Raw genomic sequence first — 13,877 nt, forward strand, 5'->3', positions numbered from 1 at the left:
ATGGCACTGGCAGGGTCGACCTCGACGTGGGCGCCGCTGGGATCGCCGATCTTTCGCGCGCTGTGGATCGCGCAGTTCGTGTCCAACCTGGGCACCTGGATGCAGACCGTCGCCGCGCAGTGGATGCTGGTGGGCGATCCCCGTGCCGCGGTCCTGGTTCCGCTGGTACAGACCGCCACCACGCTGCCGGTGATGCTGCTGGCGCTGCCGTCCGGCGTGCTGGCCGACCTGATCGACCGACGCCGGCTGTTGATCGCCACCCAGGGTGCGATGGCCGCCGGTGTCGGCCTGCTGGCGGCGCTGACCGGCGCCGGACTGACCACCCCGACCGTGCTGCTGATGTTGTTGTTCGTGATCGGCTGCGGGCAGGCGCTGACCGCGCCGGCCTGGCAGGCCATCCAGCCCGATCTCGTTCCCGCTCAACAAATTCCGGCCGCCGCCGCGCTGGGCAGCATGAGCATGAACGGGGCGCGGGCGATCGGGCCGGCGATCGCCGGCGCGCTGGTGTCGCTGACCGGCCCGACGCTGGTGTTCGCGCTCAACGCCGTGTCGTTCATCGGGATCGTGCTCGTGCTGATCTGGTGGCGGCGGCCCGCGGTCGAGCGCGACTACCCGCCCGAGCGGGCGCTGGCCGCGCTGAGCGCGGGCGGACGGTACATCCGCAGCTCGCCGATCGTGCGGCGGATCCTGCTGCGGACCGTGCTGTTCATCGCACCCGCCAGTGCGCTGTGGGGGCTGCTGCCGGTCATCGCGGCCAACCAACTGGGCCTGGGATCGGCCGGTTACGGCCTGCTTCTGGGAGCACTGGGTGTGGGTGCGGTGCTCGGCGCTTTCGTGCTGTCGGGTCTGCGCATTCGGTTCGGCCAGAACGTGTTGCTCACGGCCGGCGCGGCGGGGTTCGCGGTGGCCACCGCGGTGCTGGCCCTGGTGCCTAATTTCGCCGCCGTGCTGGCGGCCCTGGTGGTCGGGGGCGCCGCATGGTTGTTGTCGCTGTCGACGCTCAACGCCTCGATGCAGCTGAGCCTGCCCGCGTGGGTTCGTGCCCGCGGGCTGTCGGTGTACCAGTTGATCTTCATGGGCGGGCAGGCCATCGGGTCACTGCTGTGGGGGTTGCTCGCCGGCGCCACGAACAGCGTCACCAGCCTGCTGGTCAGTGCGGGTCTGCTGGTGGTGTGTGCGCTGTCGTCGCTGTGGTGGCCGCTGCACGCCGGCACCGGCAATCTCGACCTGACGCCGTCGTCGCACTGGCCCGAGCCGACGCTGGTCTTCGAGCCCGAACCGCTCGACGGTCCGGTGCTGGTGCTGACGTCCTACTGCGTGCCTGCACACAAGGAAGACGCGTTCCTGGCGGCCATGGCGGTGCTGGGCCGGTCGCGTCAGCGCACCGGCGCATCGCAGTGGCGGCTGTTCCGCAGCGTCGAGCAGGAGTCGACGTTCGTGGAGACCTTCATCGTGCGGTCCTGGGGCGAGCACATGCATCAGCACTACACCCGGCTGACCGGGCAGGACCAGCTGATCGAACAGAACGTCGAGCAGTACACCGACGGCACGCCGGTCTCCCAGCACTACCTCGCGGTGCGCGACGTGTGACCTGAGGCGTGGAATCCCAGCAGTCACAGGTATCCGCGCAAACCCAACGCTTACTTCGCCCGCTCAGCGGAGAACGACACCGCCACCTCGTCGGCGACCTTCATGGCACCCAACATCATCGAGTACGGCTTGAGACCGAAGTCGGAGTGGCGGACCACGGCGTCACACGACATCCGCCAGTTGTCCCCGAGGTCGTCCACCCGCAGGTCCACCACATGCTCGCGGGCCTTCCCATGGATCTCCAGCGTGCCCGACAGTCGGTAGCCACCGTCGGTCTTCGTGATCTGGTCGGACCGAAACGTGATGTGCGGGAACCGGTTCGCACCCAGTGTCTTGAGGGCGTTGGACCGAGCCAACGCCTTCTCCGGGCTCGTCAACCCCTTGACCCCGCCCTCCCCGCGCAGCACTTCGAGGCTGCCGACGTCCACCGACAGCTCCATCGACACCGGTTCACCGGCCCACCGCACCGTGGCCTGCCACGCCATCGCGATCGTCAGCCGGTGCCCCATCGCGGCGGCCGGACCCGCCACCCCGGTGGTCACCGTCAGCGCGCCGTCCGAGGAGTCCAACGTCCAAACCGTGTCCGCCACAATGCGAATCTACCCCGGCGGGAACGGCAGCCCGTACGCGTCGGCCAGCAGACTCTGCACGATGATCATCGCGGCCTGCGACCCCGACGCGACAGCGCCGGCGATGTGCGGCTGCTCGGTGCAGGCGTCCCCGGCCGCGAACACCCCGCCGGCGCTGGTACGAGCCATCGTGTCGACGGTGAGCGGTTCGGTGCCCAGCGGGCCGGGCGTGCACGTCGCGCCCAGCTGCGCGGCCAGCGCGGACCGCTGTCGCACCGGCGCCTCCACCAGCAGCCCGTCCCTGGCCAGCCGGGTTCCGTCGGCGAACGCGATACTTTCCAACCGGCCGTCCGCACCGATCAATTCGACGACGCGCCGGTCGTCGACGGTCACGCCGGCCCGGTGCAGCACCCGCTGGTCGTCAGAGGACAGCCCGGACCGGCCGTCGGTCAGCAGCACCACGTCGTCGGTCCAGCCCCGCAGCATCAGCGCCGTGTGCAACCCCTGTTCGCCGGAGGTCAGCGCCGCCAGCTTCCCGTCCCGCATCTCCCAGCCGTGGCAGAACGGGCAGTGGAATACCGACCGACCCCAGAGCTCGGCCAGCCCGGGCAGCTGCGGCGGGCAGTACGACATGCCGGTGGCGAGCAGCACCCGCCGCGCCCGGACGTCGGCGCCGTCGACGTCGAGGAGGAATCCGCGGTCGATCCGGCGGCCGCCCCGCACCTCCCCTCGGCGGAATTCCACGCTCGGGTACTCCCTGAGCTCCTCACGCCCGGCCGCGTAGAGCTCGTCGGGCGGTCGCCGGTCGTAGCCGAGCAGTCCGCCGATGACGGGTGACGCCCGGTTACTCGGGTCGTCGGCGTCGATGACGATCGTCGACCGCCGGGCCCGGCCCAGCACAAGCGCCGCACTCAGTCCCGCCGCGCCGGCGCCGACGACTGCGCATTCGAATTCCACGAACCGTCTTGTTCCCCGAATTCGCGCCGCTGAACGTCGACCGTCCCAGGTAACCCGCCGGTCTTACGAATCGGCGACCAATACCTCGATAGCCTTGACGCCCGGCGATCCCTCGTGACGATGTAAGAACACACCGGGAGACGGGAGGACAACCGACACATGCTCGACATCAGCGCGGCGACGTGGGCGGTGACGATCGGGGTGATCGTCGCCCTGCTCGCAGTGGATCTGATCCTGGCGGCATTGCGGCCGCATCGGGTCGGGTTCCGGGAGGCCACGGCGTGGTCGGTGTTCTACATCCTGTTCGCCATCGGTTTCGGCGTGTGGTTCGCCGTCACCTACGGCGGCGACTTCGGCACCCAGTATTTCGCCGGGTACATCGTCGAGAAGAGCCTGTCGGTCGACAACCTGTTCGTGTTCGTGATCATCATGGCGACGTTCGCGGTGCCCGAGGAGCACCAGCACAAGGTGCTGACCTTCGGCATCATCCTGGCGCTGATCATGCGGGCGATCTTCATCGCCGTCGGCGCGGCGCTGCTGTCGCTGTTCTCGTTCATGTTCCTGCTCTTCGGCCTGCTGCTGATCTTCACCGCCGTCCAGCTGTTCCGGCATCGCGACGAGGACCCCGACGTCGAGAACAACATCATGATCAGGGCCACCCGGCGGCTCATCCCGATCAGCGACGAGTACGACGGCGGCAAGCTGTTCACCCGCGCCAACGGACGCCGGATGGCGACTCCGATGCTGGCGGTCCTGGTCGCGATCGGCAGCGTCGACCTGCTGTTCGCGCTGGACTCGATCCCGGCCGTGTTCGGCGTGACGAGCGAGCCCTACATCGTGTTCACCGCGAACGCATTCGCGTTGTTGGGTCTGCGCGCGTTGTTCTTCCTGGTCAAGGGGCTGCTGGACCGGTTGGTGTACCTGTCGACCGGGCTGGCGATCATCCTGGCCTTCATCGGCGTCAAGCTGGTGCTGCACTGGGGCCACGTCGACATCAACCCGAGTATCCCGGAGGTCGACACCTATCTCAGCCTGGTGGTGATCGTGGCGATCCTGACGATCGTCACCGTCGCAAGCCTGATCAAAACCCGGCGCGACCCGACGGCGAAGGCGCACCCCGGTTCGCTGCGCGCCACCCGGCGGGACGAGGAACGACCCGACGCCGCGCCGTAGGCCGAAGCCGAATACGCCACGTTCATAACAGGTTTCGTGTTGCTGACGCATCTGCACAATCTGGCCGCGCCGCCGTCACGACGGCACCCGTACCACCATCTCGATCTCGATCTGCAGCTCCGGCCCGGCCAGCGCCTGCACCCCGATTCCGGTCAGGCTCGGCAGCGACGAACCGAAGAACTCCCCCAGCGCCGGGAACGCCTCCTCCAGCCGCTCCGGCGTCAGGTCGACGACGTAGATCCGCGCCATCGCGATGTCGTCGCGGGTGGCGCCGACGGAGTCCAGGCACACCTGAAGGTTGGCCGTCACCATCCGCGCCTGCTCGGCGAGCGACGACGGGGCCGTCGGGCACGACGGGCTCCACGCCACCTGGCCGGAGAAGAACGCCAGCTTTCCCGCCTCCACCACCGACCCCTGCGAGTGATGGTTCGCGGTGGAGTCGAACAGCTGGGGCGGGTTGATGCGCTGGATCGGTCGGCTCACGGTCAGCTCCCTCGGATTCGGGGTGGTCGGCGGTCGCCGGATTGTCGCGCAGGGCACCGACATCCACCCGGCCGGGACGCGTCTGAGTCTTCTTCCGCTCGCGCAGACGCGATATCCGCAGCCCGATCGGCGAACTAGCAGTTTGCTCGACAAGTCATTTGTATTGGAATTCGCAAACGTCGTTTCGACGCCCTGAACTGCCCGAGTGTGACCAATTGAGGATATTCGAATAATCGCCCCATCGGTGTGGGAACCTTTTCGAAGGGGGTGGTCACATTCGTAGCAGACGGGGAAAAGCCTGCGCACATCCGTTTTGGCGAAAAGAGTCCGATGAGGGAAACTTGCCTGGTGTCGGCGCCTGATCGCTCCAGCAGTCTGCGCGAGCGGAAGAAGACTCAGACGCGTCTCGCGATACGCCGGGAGGCGTTCCGGTTGTTCGAGACGCAAGGATATGCGAATACGACGATAGATCAGATTGCTGAAGCCGCCGATGTTTCTCCCAGAACTTTCTACCGATATTTCGGAGTAAAAGAAGCGCTGCTCCTGTCCGACGATCACAGTTCGCCGATTGTCGAGGCATTCGCGGGCGCGCCCCGGGAGCTGACGGTCGCGGCCGCTTACCGGCACGCCGTGGAAGAGGTGTTCGGGACGTTGTCCTCGGCGGAGCGCGTCGACGCCGTGGCGGGGCAACGGATCCTCTACCAGGTGCCTGAGGCGCGCAGCCTGGTCTACGCCGAGTACGTCCGGCTGATCGACGCGATCACCGAGGTGCTCAAGGACCGCCTCGACGACGACGTCGACGACGTTGAGCGACGTGTGATCGCCGGTGCCGTGGTCGGTGTCCTCATCGCCGCGTCGCACAACGAACCCCTGCCACAGGAGACGGTGTTCGAGGCGCTGACCATCCTGGACAACAGGCTGTCATAGCGGCCTTCGGCGCGGGATCAGGTTGTGCACCCACATATTCGAAGAGGAAGGAGGAACTGGGCCGGTGTCGGGACCCGATCGCCCGCAGAGTCTGCGGGAACGCAAGAAAGTGCGGACACGTCTGGCCATCCGCCGCGAGGCGTTCCGCCTCTTCGAGAAGCAGGGCTACGCCACTACCACCGTGGAGCAGATAGCCGACGCCGCTGACGTCTCGCCACGCACGTTCTACCGCTATTTCGGCGTGAAGGAAGCGCTGCTGCTCTCCGACGACAAGATCTCGCCGATCGTGCAGGCTTTCATCGATGCGCCTGCCGAGCTGAGCGTCGTCGCCGCGTACCGGCACGCTGTCGCCACCGTGTACTCGGCACTGTCACAAGAAGAACGGGACGACGTAGTCGCCGGTGAGCGGATGATGTACAACATCCCCGAAGCTCAGGGACTCGCCTACACCGAGTACGTCCGGCTGATCGACCTCATCGCCGCCGGGCTGACTAAGCGGCCCGGCGCGCCGACCGACGAACTGGAGCGGCGGGTGATCGCCGGGGCGATCGTCGGGGTGCTGATCGCCGCGTCGCACAACAACCCGCTGCCGGACCAGGCGCTGGTGAAGTCACTCGAGATTCTGGACCGCCGGCTGTCCTGAGCTATCCGCCGAGCGCCTGGCCTGCGGGCCCGAGGTCGAGGAACACGGTCTCGCCGTTGGCGTCGTCGAGCCCGTCGTTGTCGGTGACGACGTAGAGCTTGCCGTTGCCTGCCACCGCGAAGCCCTCCACCTTCTCCTGGGTGAAGCCGCGGTTGGCCTGCAGATCGGGAAGAATGTTGCGCGCCAACGTCTTCGGCAGCACCTTCGGCGCCTCGGCACCCGTCGCTCCCCCGCCGTCCGGGATGGCCACGCGGTAGATCGCCTTGACCCGGGCGTCGGGACCGTTGAGCTTGTCGCGCTCCAGCACCAGCAGCGAGCCGTCGTGCACCTGGATCTCGGACAACCCGATCCAGTCGCCCTCGGTGTCGGTGGAGTCGAGCTGGTAGCAGAACCACTCCCAGCGGTCGTCGGCCGGGGTGTAACGGCCGATCCTGGCCACGCCCTTGGGGTCGGTCTTGACCTCGCGCTGCAACGCCACCCAGACGGCGTCACCGTCGACCGCGACGCCTTCCAGGCCCTGACCACCCAGGCCGGCCGCGACATCGGCGGGCAGCGACACCCGCTTCTCGATCTTGCCGTCGGCGGCGACGAACACCAGCTCGTTGCCGGGGCCCTCCTCGCCCTCGACCGCCAGCACGAAGCCGCCGTCAGGTTTGGCGGCCACCCCTTCCACGTCGAGGGTGACGGGCTGGCCGTTGTCGGTGATCGGCAGCTGCGTGTCGATCAGCGCCGGCGTCTTCGTCAGGTCGATGCCGAGGATCCGCGACGGCCCGTAGGCGTTGTCGGTGGAGGTGTAGAGCCGGTTCTCGTCGGCGGGGTCGGCCGACAGCGCACTGAGCGCACCCCACGCGATCGGGGCGTCGTCGACGTCACCGGACACGATGGACGGGAAAGACGGTTTGGCACCGGCGAATTCGGCACCGAACCCGTAGACGGTGACCGATGCGCGGACCCGGGCCTCGGCGTCGTCTGCCTCCGAGGAGATGACGACCAGCTCGCGCGACGGGATCGGCAGCACGCCCTCGGGGCCGGGCGTGGTGGGCAGGATCTGGCGGAACTGCGGGGCGGTGACGTCGCTGACGTCGTAGACGGCGACGAAGTTGCTCCGCTCGGACGCCACCAGCGCGGTGGGGCGGCCGCCGATCTCGGTGATCGCCAGGCCTTCGGGCTCGGGTCCCTTGGATTCCGAACGACCTTCGATGTGCATGCCGGTGCGCACGGCCAGCTGCTCGACGGTGTTGCCGGCGTCCCAGACCACCTCGCCGGTGGTGGCGTCGAAGATGGTCCAGCCGCGGGTGCCGCCCTTCCAGTCGCCCTCGTTGGCGGTGGCGACGTGGTCGTCGTCGACCCAGCCGATGGCGTCGGGTTCGCGCGGGGTGTCGGTGATCGAGCCGGTCTGGTCGATGGCGTCGTCCTCGGCGGTGTCGATGCCGGCCACGGATGCGGTTCCGGCGGTGAAGATCTTCTGCACGGCACCGGTGCGGCCGTCGACGATGGCGATGCCGTTGTTCTCCTGCAGCGTCACCGCGACCTGGCCGCGGGAGTTGATGCTGACGTACTCGGGCTCGAGGTCCTCGGGTGCGTCCAGTCCGGCGGCGCGGGCGGCCTCGACGTCGAAGTCGACCTTGCGCGGCGTCCATCCGGTAGGGGCGCCGGTGAGGTTGATCAGCTGAAGGAAACCGGTCGGGGGCTGGGGCAGGTCGCCTTCCTCGGCGCCGGGCGGGGTGAACTCCTCGTCGCGCTGGTTCTCCATCGCGATGGCGGCGAACGAGCCGTCCCCGGCGATCGCGATCGAGTCGGGCTGGCCGCCGAGGTCGATGCTGTGCACGCGGGTCCGGTCGGCCACGCGGACGACGTCGACGCGCCCGGACGGCTTGGTGAAGTCGCCGCCGGTGGTGTCGACGACGACGAGGACGAACTCGCCGACCGCGGCCACCGAGGTGGGCTGGTCGTCGGCGTGTCCCAGCTCGGCAAGCGAAAGCGTGCCCAGTCCAACGGGTTTGGCGGGGTCACGGATGTCGAGGAAGCCGATGCGCTTGGCGGCGGCGTCGGTGTAGATGACGGTGTTGCCGTCGGGGGTGACGGTGGAGATCTCGGCGACGGTCTCGGAAGCCGGGTCTTCGTCGGCGGGTTTGTTCAGGTACACCGGGTAGGTGGCGGCGCGGTGGAAGCGCTCGGCGTCGGGGATGTTGAAGTCGATCGGCGAGGTGGCCTTGGGGGTGTCGGTGCCCTCGGCGGGCGCCTCGTCCTGGGTGTCGGTGGAGCAGGCGGCGAGCAGCAGTGCCGCGATCGCCGCGGTGGTCATGGCTCGGGCCAGGTGCGAGGCCGTCATCCGTCACCCTCTTCAGTTGTGCCGATGGGACGGTTGACCTTGACCTGGGCAGATGAGCGGATCACGATCACCCGGTGAACGCCGGGTGGCGGGTTGGTGTCCGGCACCCCGTCGCCGAAATCGCATTCCACGCGCGTCAAATGCGCGTGGCGATCACAGCACACGCAGTCTCGGCGAGCGCTGCGCCGACCCATGGCCGAAAATGAGCTATGGACAGTTCCGAGTTGAGCGAAGCAGCTTGGGATCTGGTGGAGCACTGCCGCAAGTGGCTGAACATCAGCGAGCTGAACACCGCGTTCGTGCGTCTGGGCGTCGGCGAGTACAACGACGCGATGATCATCGCGCTGAAGTCGGCGTTGCGCGCCGGGGAGTCGCTGCCGGCCCATCTGCTGGCCCGACTGACCGCGCTCGGGCAGGTGTACTACTTCGACCAGGACCTCACCGGGCTTCTCGCGACGCTCGACCCTGAGTAAGCGGTCAGTGCAGGCATCGAGTCAGCCACTGCAACAGCGGGCGGCAGGCGGGCCACGAATCCGTCGGCTCCAGGACGACACCGCTGTTCTTGAGCCCGTGCTCCAGTGCTGACCGCGCGTCGGTGAGGGCCATGACGGCGAAGCCGGTTTCCGGGTCGGTGTTGCGTTCCGCGGCGGTGCGAACCACGTTGCTGATCGAATCTGCCACGGCGAAGCCATCTTTGATCGCTCCTCCATCACGGGCGATGGCCACCGCACAGGTCAGCTGATGTCCGCCGGCCAGCCGGGCCCCGATGAGCACCTCGTCGTGGTCGCCCTGCGGGTGGGTCATCCGCACCGCGCGGTACACCTCGACATCCGACAGTTCGGTGAGCCACCGCGGCAGCGTGTGGCTCCGTGCGTCGACCTCCTGGCGGCATCGAGCCCGCAGATCCGCGTCCTCGAGCATCTCGGCGAGCACAGCCAGCAGGGCCGTCGTCTCGGCGTTCGGCACGCCGATGAAGCCCGCCACGAGGCTGTCCAGGTCCACCGTCTCGTTCGGCTCACGCGACGGCGGCAAGCCCAGAGGGTCGGGTCTGGTCGCTTCGATGATCACGCTCCCGATGCCGAGCAGTTCGAGGGGATGATCGGGCAACGCCTGCCGCACTTCGTCGACGAGCGGCGTCTCCTCGGCGGCGCCCTCCTGCGCGTCCTTCGCCGTGCGGCGCCTGCGTGCGTCGTTCATGGACCGGACGCTAACACCGGCGCTGTGCCAGAGCACCGTCGCACCCGGCTGAGCGGCCGCCGCGGCGCCTACTCCACCAACCCGATTGCCTCGTTACCCTTGTGCAGCACCGTGTTCCGGCGTTGCCGGCGCTGCTCGTACATGGCCTGGTCCGCGCGGTCGAGGACCGCGTCGATGGACCGGCCGTCGCCCGGCCGGTGGGCGGCGAAGCCGATCGTCATCGCGACGGGCATCTGCGTCCCGTCGGCCAGCGTGACGGGTGTGCGGTCGACCTCCTCGGCGATCCGGGTGGCCAGCCGCGCCAGCTCGTGCTCCTCGACGGTGTCGGTGACGACCAGGAATTCGTCGCCGCCCCACCGGGCCACCAGCGCGCCCTCGTCGACGGCGGCGAGCAGGCGGGCGGCCACCTCGACCAGAAGCTGATCGCCGGCATGGTGGCCGCACCAGTCGTTGACGGACTTGAATCTCTCGATGTCACAGAACAGCACGCCGTAGCCGTCGTGGCCGGCGTCGAGCTGCTCAAGCCGACGAAACGCGGCGGACCGGTTCGCGATCGCGGTGAGCGGATCGGTCGCGGCCTGGCGGGCCAGTTCGGCCTCACGGGCGCGGTCGGCCGTCACATCCACGATCTGCGAGACGAAACAGCGCGGTTGGTCGCGTGGGGCGTGTACGAGCACCACGGTCAGCGCGCACCACACGATGTGCCCGTCGGCGGCGATGTAGCGCTTGTCGATGCGGTACGACCGCCGCCGACCCTCGAGGCACTCGGCGACCATCGCCAGGTCGGCGTCGAGATCATCGGGGTGGGTGATCTGCTGGAATGTCATGTCGGCCAATGTTCCTCGGCTGTAGCCGAGCATCGCCCGCAGCGCCCGGTTGGTGCGCAGGAACCCTCCGTCCAGGCCCACGACGGCCATCCCGATCGGTGAATGGGTCAGTGCCAGCTCAAAAGGGCGGTCCCCCAACAGATCGACGGGGGCCAGCACCCGTTCCGTGGACGCCGCGGTGGCGAAGGAAGGCGGGAAGCCGTGCGCGTGCGGCTTGGGCCGGCTGAGGCAGAAACCCTGCGCCCACGTGATGCCGGCAGCGACGACGGCGTCGAGTTCGCCCTGGCTTTCCACGCCTTCGGCGATCACGGTGGCGCCGATCTGTCCGGCGAACTCGGCGATGGCCTGCGCGAGGCGGCGCCTGGCGTCGTCGACGTCGATGTGACGGGTGATCGACTGGTCGATCTTGACGAACTCCGGCGTCAGCTCCAGCACGTGGGAGAACGACGCGAAGCCGGCGCCGACGTCGTCGACGGCGATGCGCATGCCCCGCGCCCGACACGATTCGAGCGCATCGTCGAGCGCGCCGTAGTTTCCTACGGCGACATGCTCGGTGATCTCCAGGACGATGCGCGACGGGTCGACGTCGACCAGAAGCTCGTGCCACGGGGCGGCCAGCGCCGCCGCCGGGGAGATGTTCATCGCGACGAACACGTCGTCGGGCAGCTGCGGGATCATGGAGAGGACGCGCCGCACGATCGCGGTCTCCAGCTCGATGTCGAGGCCGAGCTGGGCCGCCTGTTGGAAGAAGGCGTCAGGCCGGAACGGTTCGCACGGGAAGCGGGCGAGCGCCTCCACACCCACCACCTTGCCGGTCGCGGCGTCGTGCACCGCCTGGAATACCACCTCGAAGTCGCGTTCGGCCACCACGCGGCGGATGGCCTTGCGTTGGTCGGCGGTGGGGTCCGCGCCGGGCGCCGGCGAGTCGATCAGGGTCCCGATGAGGTCGGCGACCTGCTTGACGATCTGCAGGTCCTCGTCGGTGAGGTCCGGCTTGGGCTCGCGGCTGACCACGCAAACCATGCCGGCCGTCGCGTCGCCGTGGCCGGGGACGGGGACGGGGACGCCGACGTAGGCGCCGACACCCGATTCGCGGGTGATCGGCAGCGCGGCGGTGGTCTGGTCGGCCGACGTGTCGGGGATGACGGCGGGCAGGCGCCCGTCGATGACGCGCACGCAGTACGACTCCGGCAGTCCGATACGCTGACCTGGCGAAACGCCGAGCCCGTCGGCGTTCCCGTCGAGGACCTCGATCACCTGCATCCCGTCGTCGAACGACGACAACCAGGCGGCATCCAGCCCCAGGCGCTGCCGGAGCACGCCGAGCAGAGTCCGAACGAGGTCGACGGGGAGCTCTGGTTGATCCCCAGTCATATGTTCGGACGCCACGGCAAAAAATGATAGAGGCGTTAATAAACTGCCCGCCAGATATTGACCGTTCCCGAGTCAAAAACGTGATCTTGATTCATCTGCGGGAACCCTCGGGTGAACAGTCCTCGGGCCGATGTATGGCCACTCGTTGCGCGGACCATCTCTCCGGCGCGTGCAGATAAGGCAAACTCTTGCCGAACTTCAGGCGGCGTTCAGGGCATGCGCAGATTGGTGCGCGTGGGGTCACCGGGGCGGGCCGACAATGGGAGTCATGGCAGCGGTGGGTGTGCTGGAGGCGTTCCTGTCGACGTGGTCGAAGGCGCGGGCGACCTTCGGTGCCGGCACTCCGGAGCCGGGGTCGTCGTATGACGAGAGCGCAACGCTGACCGGGTTGAGCCGCGATCTCGACGAAGCGGCGCCGGCGGCGCACTGGTCGGGCGGCGCGGCGGAGGCGTACGGCACGGCCAACGCCGATCATCGGCGGGTCGTCGGTGAGCTGGGCTTACTCGACAGGCGCCTGGCCGACCAGATCGACCGGTCCGCGCAGATCGTGACGGCCGGGCGGCAGGACCTCGAGGCGATCCGCGAGTGGGTGGTCGCGGCCGCGGCCAGCGTGCCCAGGAACCGGGCCGGCGAGCTGATGGTGGCGCCGATCGTCCGGCAGGGCCTGAGCCAGCTGGCCGAGGTCGTCACCCGCGCCAACGCCGACCTGAGCGTCGTGGGCGGCAACATCGCCACAATCGGCGGCGAGTTCCAGGCGTTGGGCTTCGGCCGGCAGTTCGGCGGGCTGCCCGAGGCGCCGCCGCCGGAAGGCGACGGGGAAGCACCGCCGCCGGAAGGTGGCGCGGAGTCCGAGCGCACGAGGAACCAGATCGACGCGTTCCGGGAGGTGTTCGGCCGCGACCCGGCAAGCGACAGCGACTGGCTGACCGCCTCCGCGCTCGACCCGCACAGCTACGACCCGAAGAACCAAGGGGTGGCCGCCAACGTCGTGGTGGCGCGGATCGAGCCGGTGCCGGGCCAGGGCGTGGTCCGGACGAATCTGTTCATCCCGAGCGAGGACGTGTGGGCGCCGACCTTTGATTGGCCGCCGTATGACAACAATCTCGGCGACAACCGCGACTTCTCCCCCACGGCCGGGCCGGAGGCGTCGCGGGTGGCGATCTACACCGACTTCGACAACGGCATCGTGGTGGCACGGCAGAACCCGTCGATCAACGCCGACACCGGCCAGGTGCGCACCGGCACCCCGTCGATCGGCGCGGTGCAGACCTCCGACGGCGGGGTGCTGATCCAGTACAACGCCGCCGATCCGTTCTCGCCGGGCGGTGAGGGTCTGGCCAAGGGCTCGGGCATCAGCGTGAACGGGACGCTGGGCATCGTGCCGTCGGACACCGGGCCGCGGGTGGGCGGGGACGACGTGACGACGTTCCCGGCGCTGGAGGTCTACAGCGACCGCGGCGGGACGACGACCACGGTGCTGCAGGAGTGGCCGACGTTCTTCGACAACGCCGCCGGCCCGCTGGCCGGGCTGCCGTTCGACAAGGACGTCGGCGACCCGACCGTGGTGCCGGGCTTCAACAGTGTTGTCCCGCAGCTGGTTCCGCCCGCTATCCCCGGCGTGGGTGAGCCGGCGCCGATGCCGGTGACGCCGCCGATGTCGATCGTGCCGCCGGGGAACTTCACGCCGTTCGGCCCGGCAGGCGACGCGCCGACGGTGCGGGTGTACACACCGTTGCAGGGCACCGAGTTTCTCCCGGGGCGGTGACGTGTGCTTACTCTTCTCGACGGATACGGGAGGCTGATGC

General features: G+C 68.6%; 12 protein-coding genes. 6 read left to right on the plus strand and 6 right to left on the minus strand.

Annotated features, from left to right (window positions below):
- Positions 1 to 1,590 carry an MFS transporter gene (locus BN976_RS10165; RefSeq protein WP_036370265.1) on the plus strand — a complete coding sequence of 530 codons (1,590 nt, stop codon included), beginning with the start codon at positions 1 to 3 and terminating at the stop codon, positions 1,588 to 1,590.
- A 50-nt stretch (positions 1,591 to 1,640) separates the two neighbouring features.
- Here the strand turns inward: BN976_RS10165 and BN976_RS10170 are convergent, their stop codons facing one another.
- Together BN976_RS10170 and BN976_RS10175 are read right to left on the minus strand one after the other, a co-directional pair.
- Positions 1,641 to 2,180, minus strand: coding sequence for a YceI family protein (locus BN976_RS10170; protein WP_036370267.1), 540 nt, complete (start codon positions 2,178 to 2,180; stop codon positions 1,641 to 1,643).
- A 9-nt stretch (positions 2,181 to 2,189) separates the two neighbouring features.
- Entirely contained in the window at positions 2,190 to 3,116 is a 927-nt protein-coding gene (locus BN976_RS10175) for an NAD(P)/FAD-dependent oxidoreductase (protein ID WP_036370269.1), read from the minus strand.
- Between the two features lie 159 nt (positions 3,117 to 3,275).
- On the opposite strand from BN976_RS10175, the gene BN976_RS10180 reads away from it, so the two are divergent.
- Complete coding sequence (locus BN976_RS10180; protein WP_036370271.1) at positions 3,276 to 4,289, plus strand: TerC family protein; 1,014 nt, start codon at positions 3,276 to 3,278, stop codon at positions 4,287 to 4,289.
- A 75-nt stretch (positions 4,290 to 4,364) separates the two neighbouring features.
- Here the strand turns inward: BN976_RS10180 and BN976_RS10185 are convergent, their stop codons facing one another.
- On the minus strand, positions 4,365 to 4,772 hold the full coding sequence (locus BN976_RS10185) for a RidA family protein (RefSeq protein ID WP_036370273.1): 408 nt from the start codon (positions 4,770 to 4,772) through the stop codon (positions 4,365 to 4,367).
- 348 nt (positions 4,773 to 5,120) lie between these two features.
- Between BN976_RS10185 and BN976_RS10190 the strand changes: the two genes are divergently transcribed.
- Together BN976_RS10190 and BN976_RS10195 are read left to right on the plus strand one after the other, a co-directional pair.
- On the plus strand, positions 5,121 to 5,699 hold the full coding sequence (locus BN976_RS10190; protein ID WP_036370275.1) for a TetR/AcrR family transcriptional regulator: 579 nt from the start codon (positions 5,121 to 5,123) through the stop codon (positions 5,697 to 5,699).
- Between the two features lie 64 nt (positions 5,700 to 5,763).
- Positions 5,764 to 6,342 (plus strand): TetR family transcriptional regulator, encoded by a 579-nt coding sequence (locus tag BN976_RS10195; protein WP_036370277.1) that lies wholly within the window; start codon positions 5,764 to 5,766, stop codon positions 6,340 to 6,342.
- A gap of 1 nt (position 6,343) precedes the next feature.
- Here BN976_RS10195 and BN976_RS10200 read toward each other — a convergent pair whose 3' ends face one another.
- Positions 6,344 to 8,674 carry an esterase-like activity of phytase family protein gene (locus BN976_RS10200; RefSeq protein ID WP_036370279.1) on the minus strand — a complete coding sequence of 777 codons (2,331 nt, stop codon included), beginning with the start codon at positions 8,672 to 8,674 and terminating at the stop codon, positions 6,344 to 6,346.
- A 224-nt stretch (positions 8,675 to 8,898) separates the two neighbouring features.
- On the opposite strand from BN976_RS10200, the gene BN976_RS10205 reads away from it, so the two are divergent.
- On the plus strand, positions 8,899 to 9,147 hold the full coding sequence (locus BN976_RS10205; protein WP_235622020.1) for a hypothetical protein: 249 nt from the start codon (positions 8,899 to 8,901) through the stop codon (positions 9,145 to 9,147).
- Positions 9,148 to 9,151: 4 nt separating this feature from the next.
- Here the strand turns inward: BN976_RS10205 and BN976_RS10210 are convergent, their stop codons facing one another.
- Together BN976_RS10210 and BN976_RS10215 are read right to left on the minus strand one after the other, a co-directional pair.
- Positions 9,152 to 9,871 carry a hypothetical protein gene (locus tag BN976_RS10210; protein WP_036370283.1) on the minus strand — a complete coding sequence of 240 codons (720 nt, stop codon included), beginning with the start codon at positions 9,869 to 9,871 and terminating at the stop codon, positions 9,152 to 9,154.
- Between the two features lie 68 nt (positions 9,872 to 9,939).
- Complete coding sequence (locus tag BN976_RS10215) at positions 9,940 to 12,072, minus strand: EAL domain-containing protein (RefSeq protein ID WP_036370285.1); 2,133 nt, start codon at positions 12,070 to 12,072, stop codon at positions 9,940 to 9,942.
- Positions 12,073 to 12,340: 268 nt separating this feature from the next.
- Here BN976_RS10215 and BN976_RS10220 point away from each other — a divergent pair, with 268 nt between their 5' ends.
- On the plus strand, positions 12,341 to 13,837 hold the full coding sequence (locus BN976_RS10220) for an EspA/EspE family type VII secretion system effector (RefSeq protein ID WP_235622021.1): 1,497 nt from the start codon (positions 12,341 to 12,343) through the stop codon (positions 13,835 to 13,837).
- Positions 13,838 to 13,877: the final 40 nt, after the last annotated feature.

It is taken from the genome of Mycolicibacterium austroafricanum, from assembly GCF_000612725.1.
Lineage (GTDB): Bacteria > Actinomycetota > Actinomycetes > Mycobacteriales > Mycobacteriaceae > Mycobacterium > Mycobacterium austroafricanum.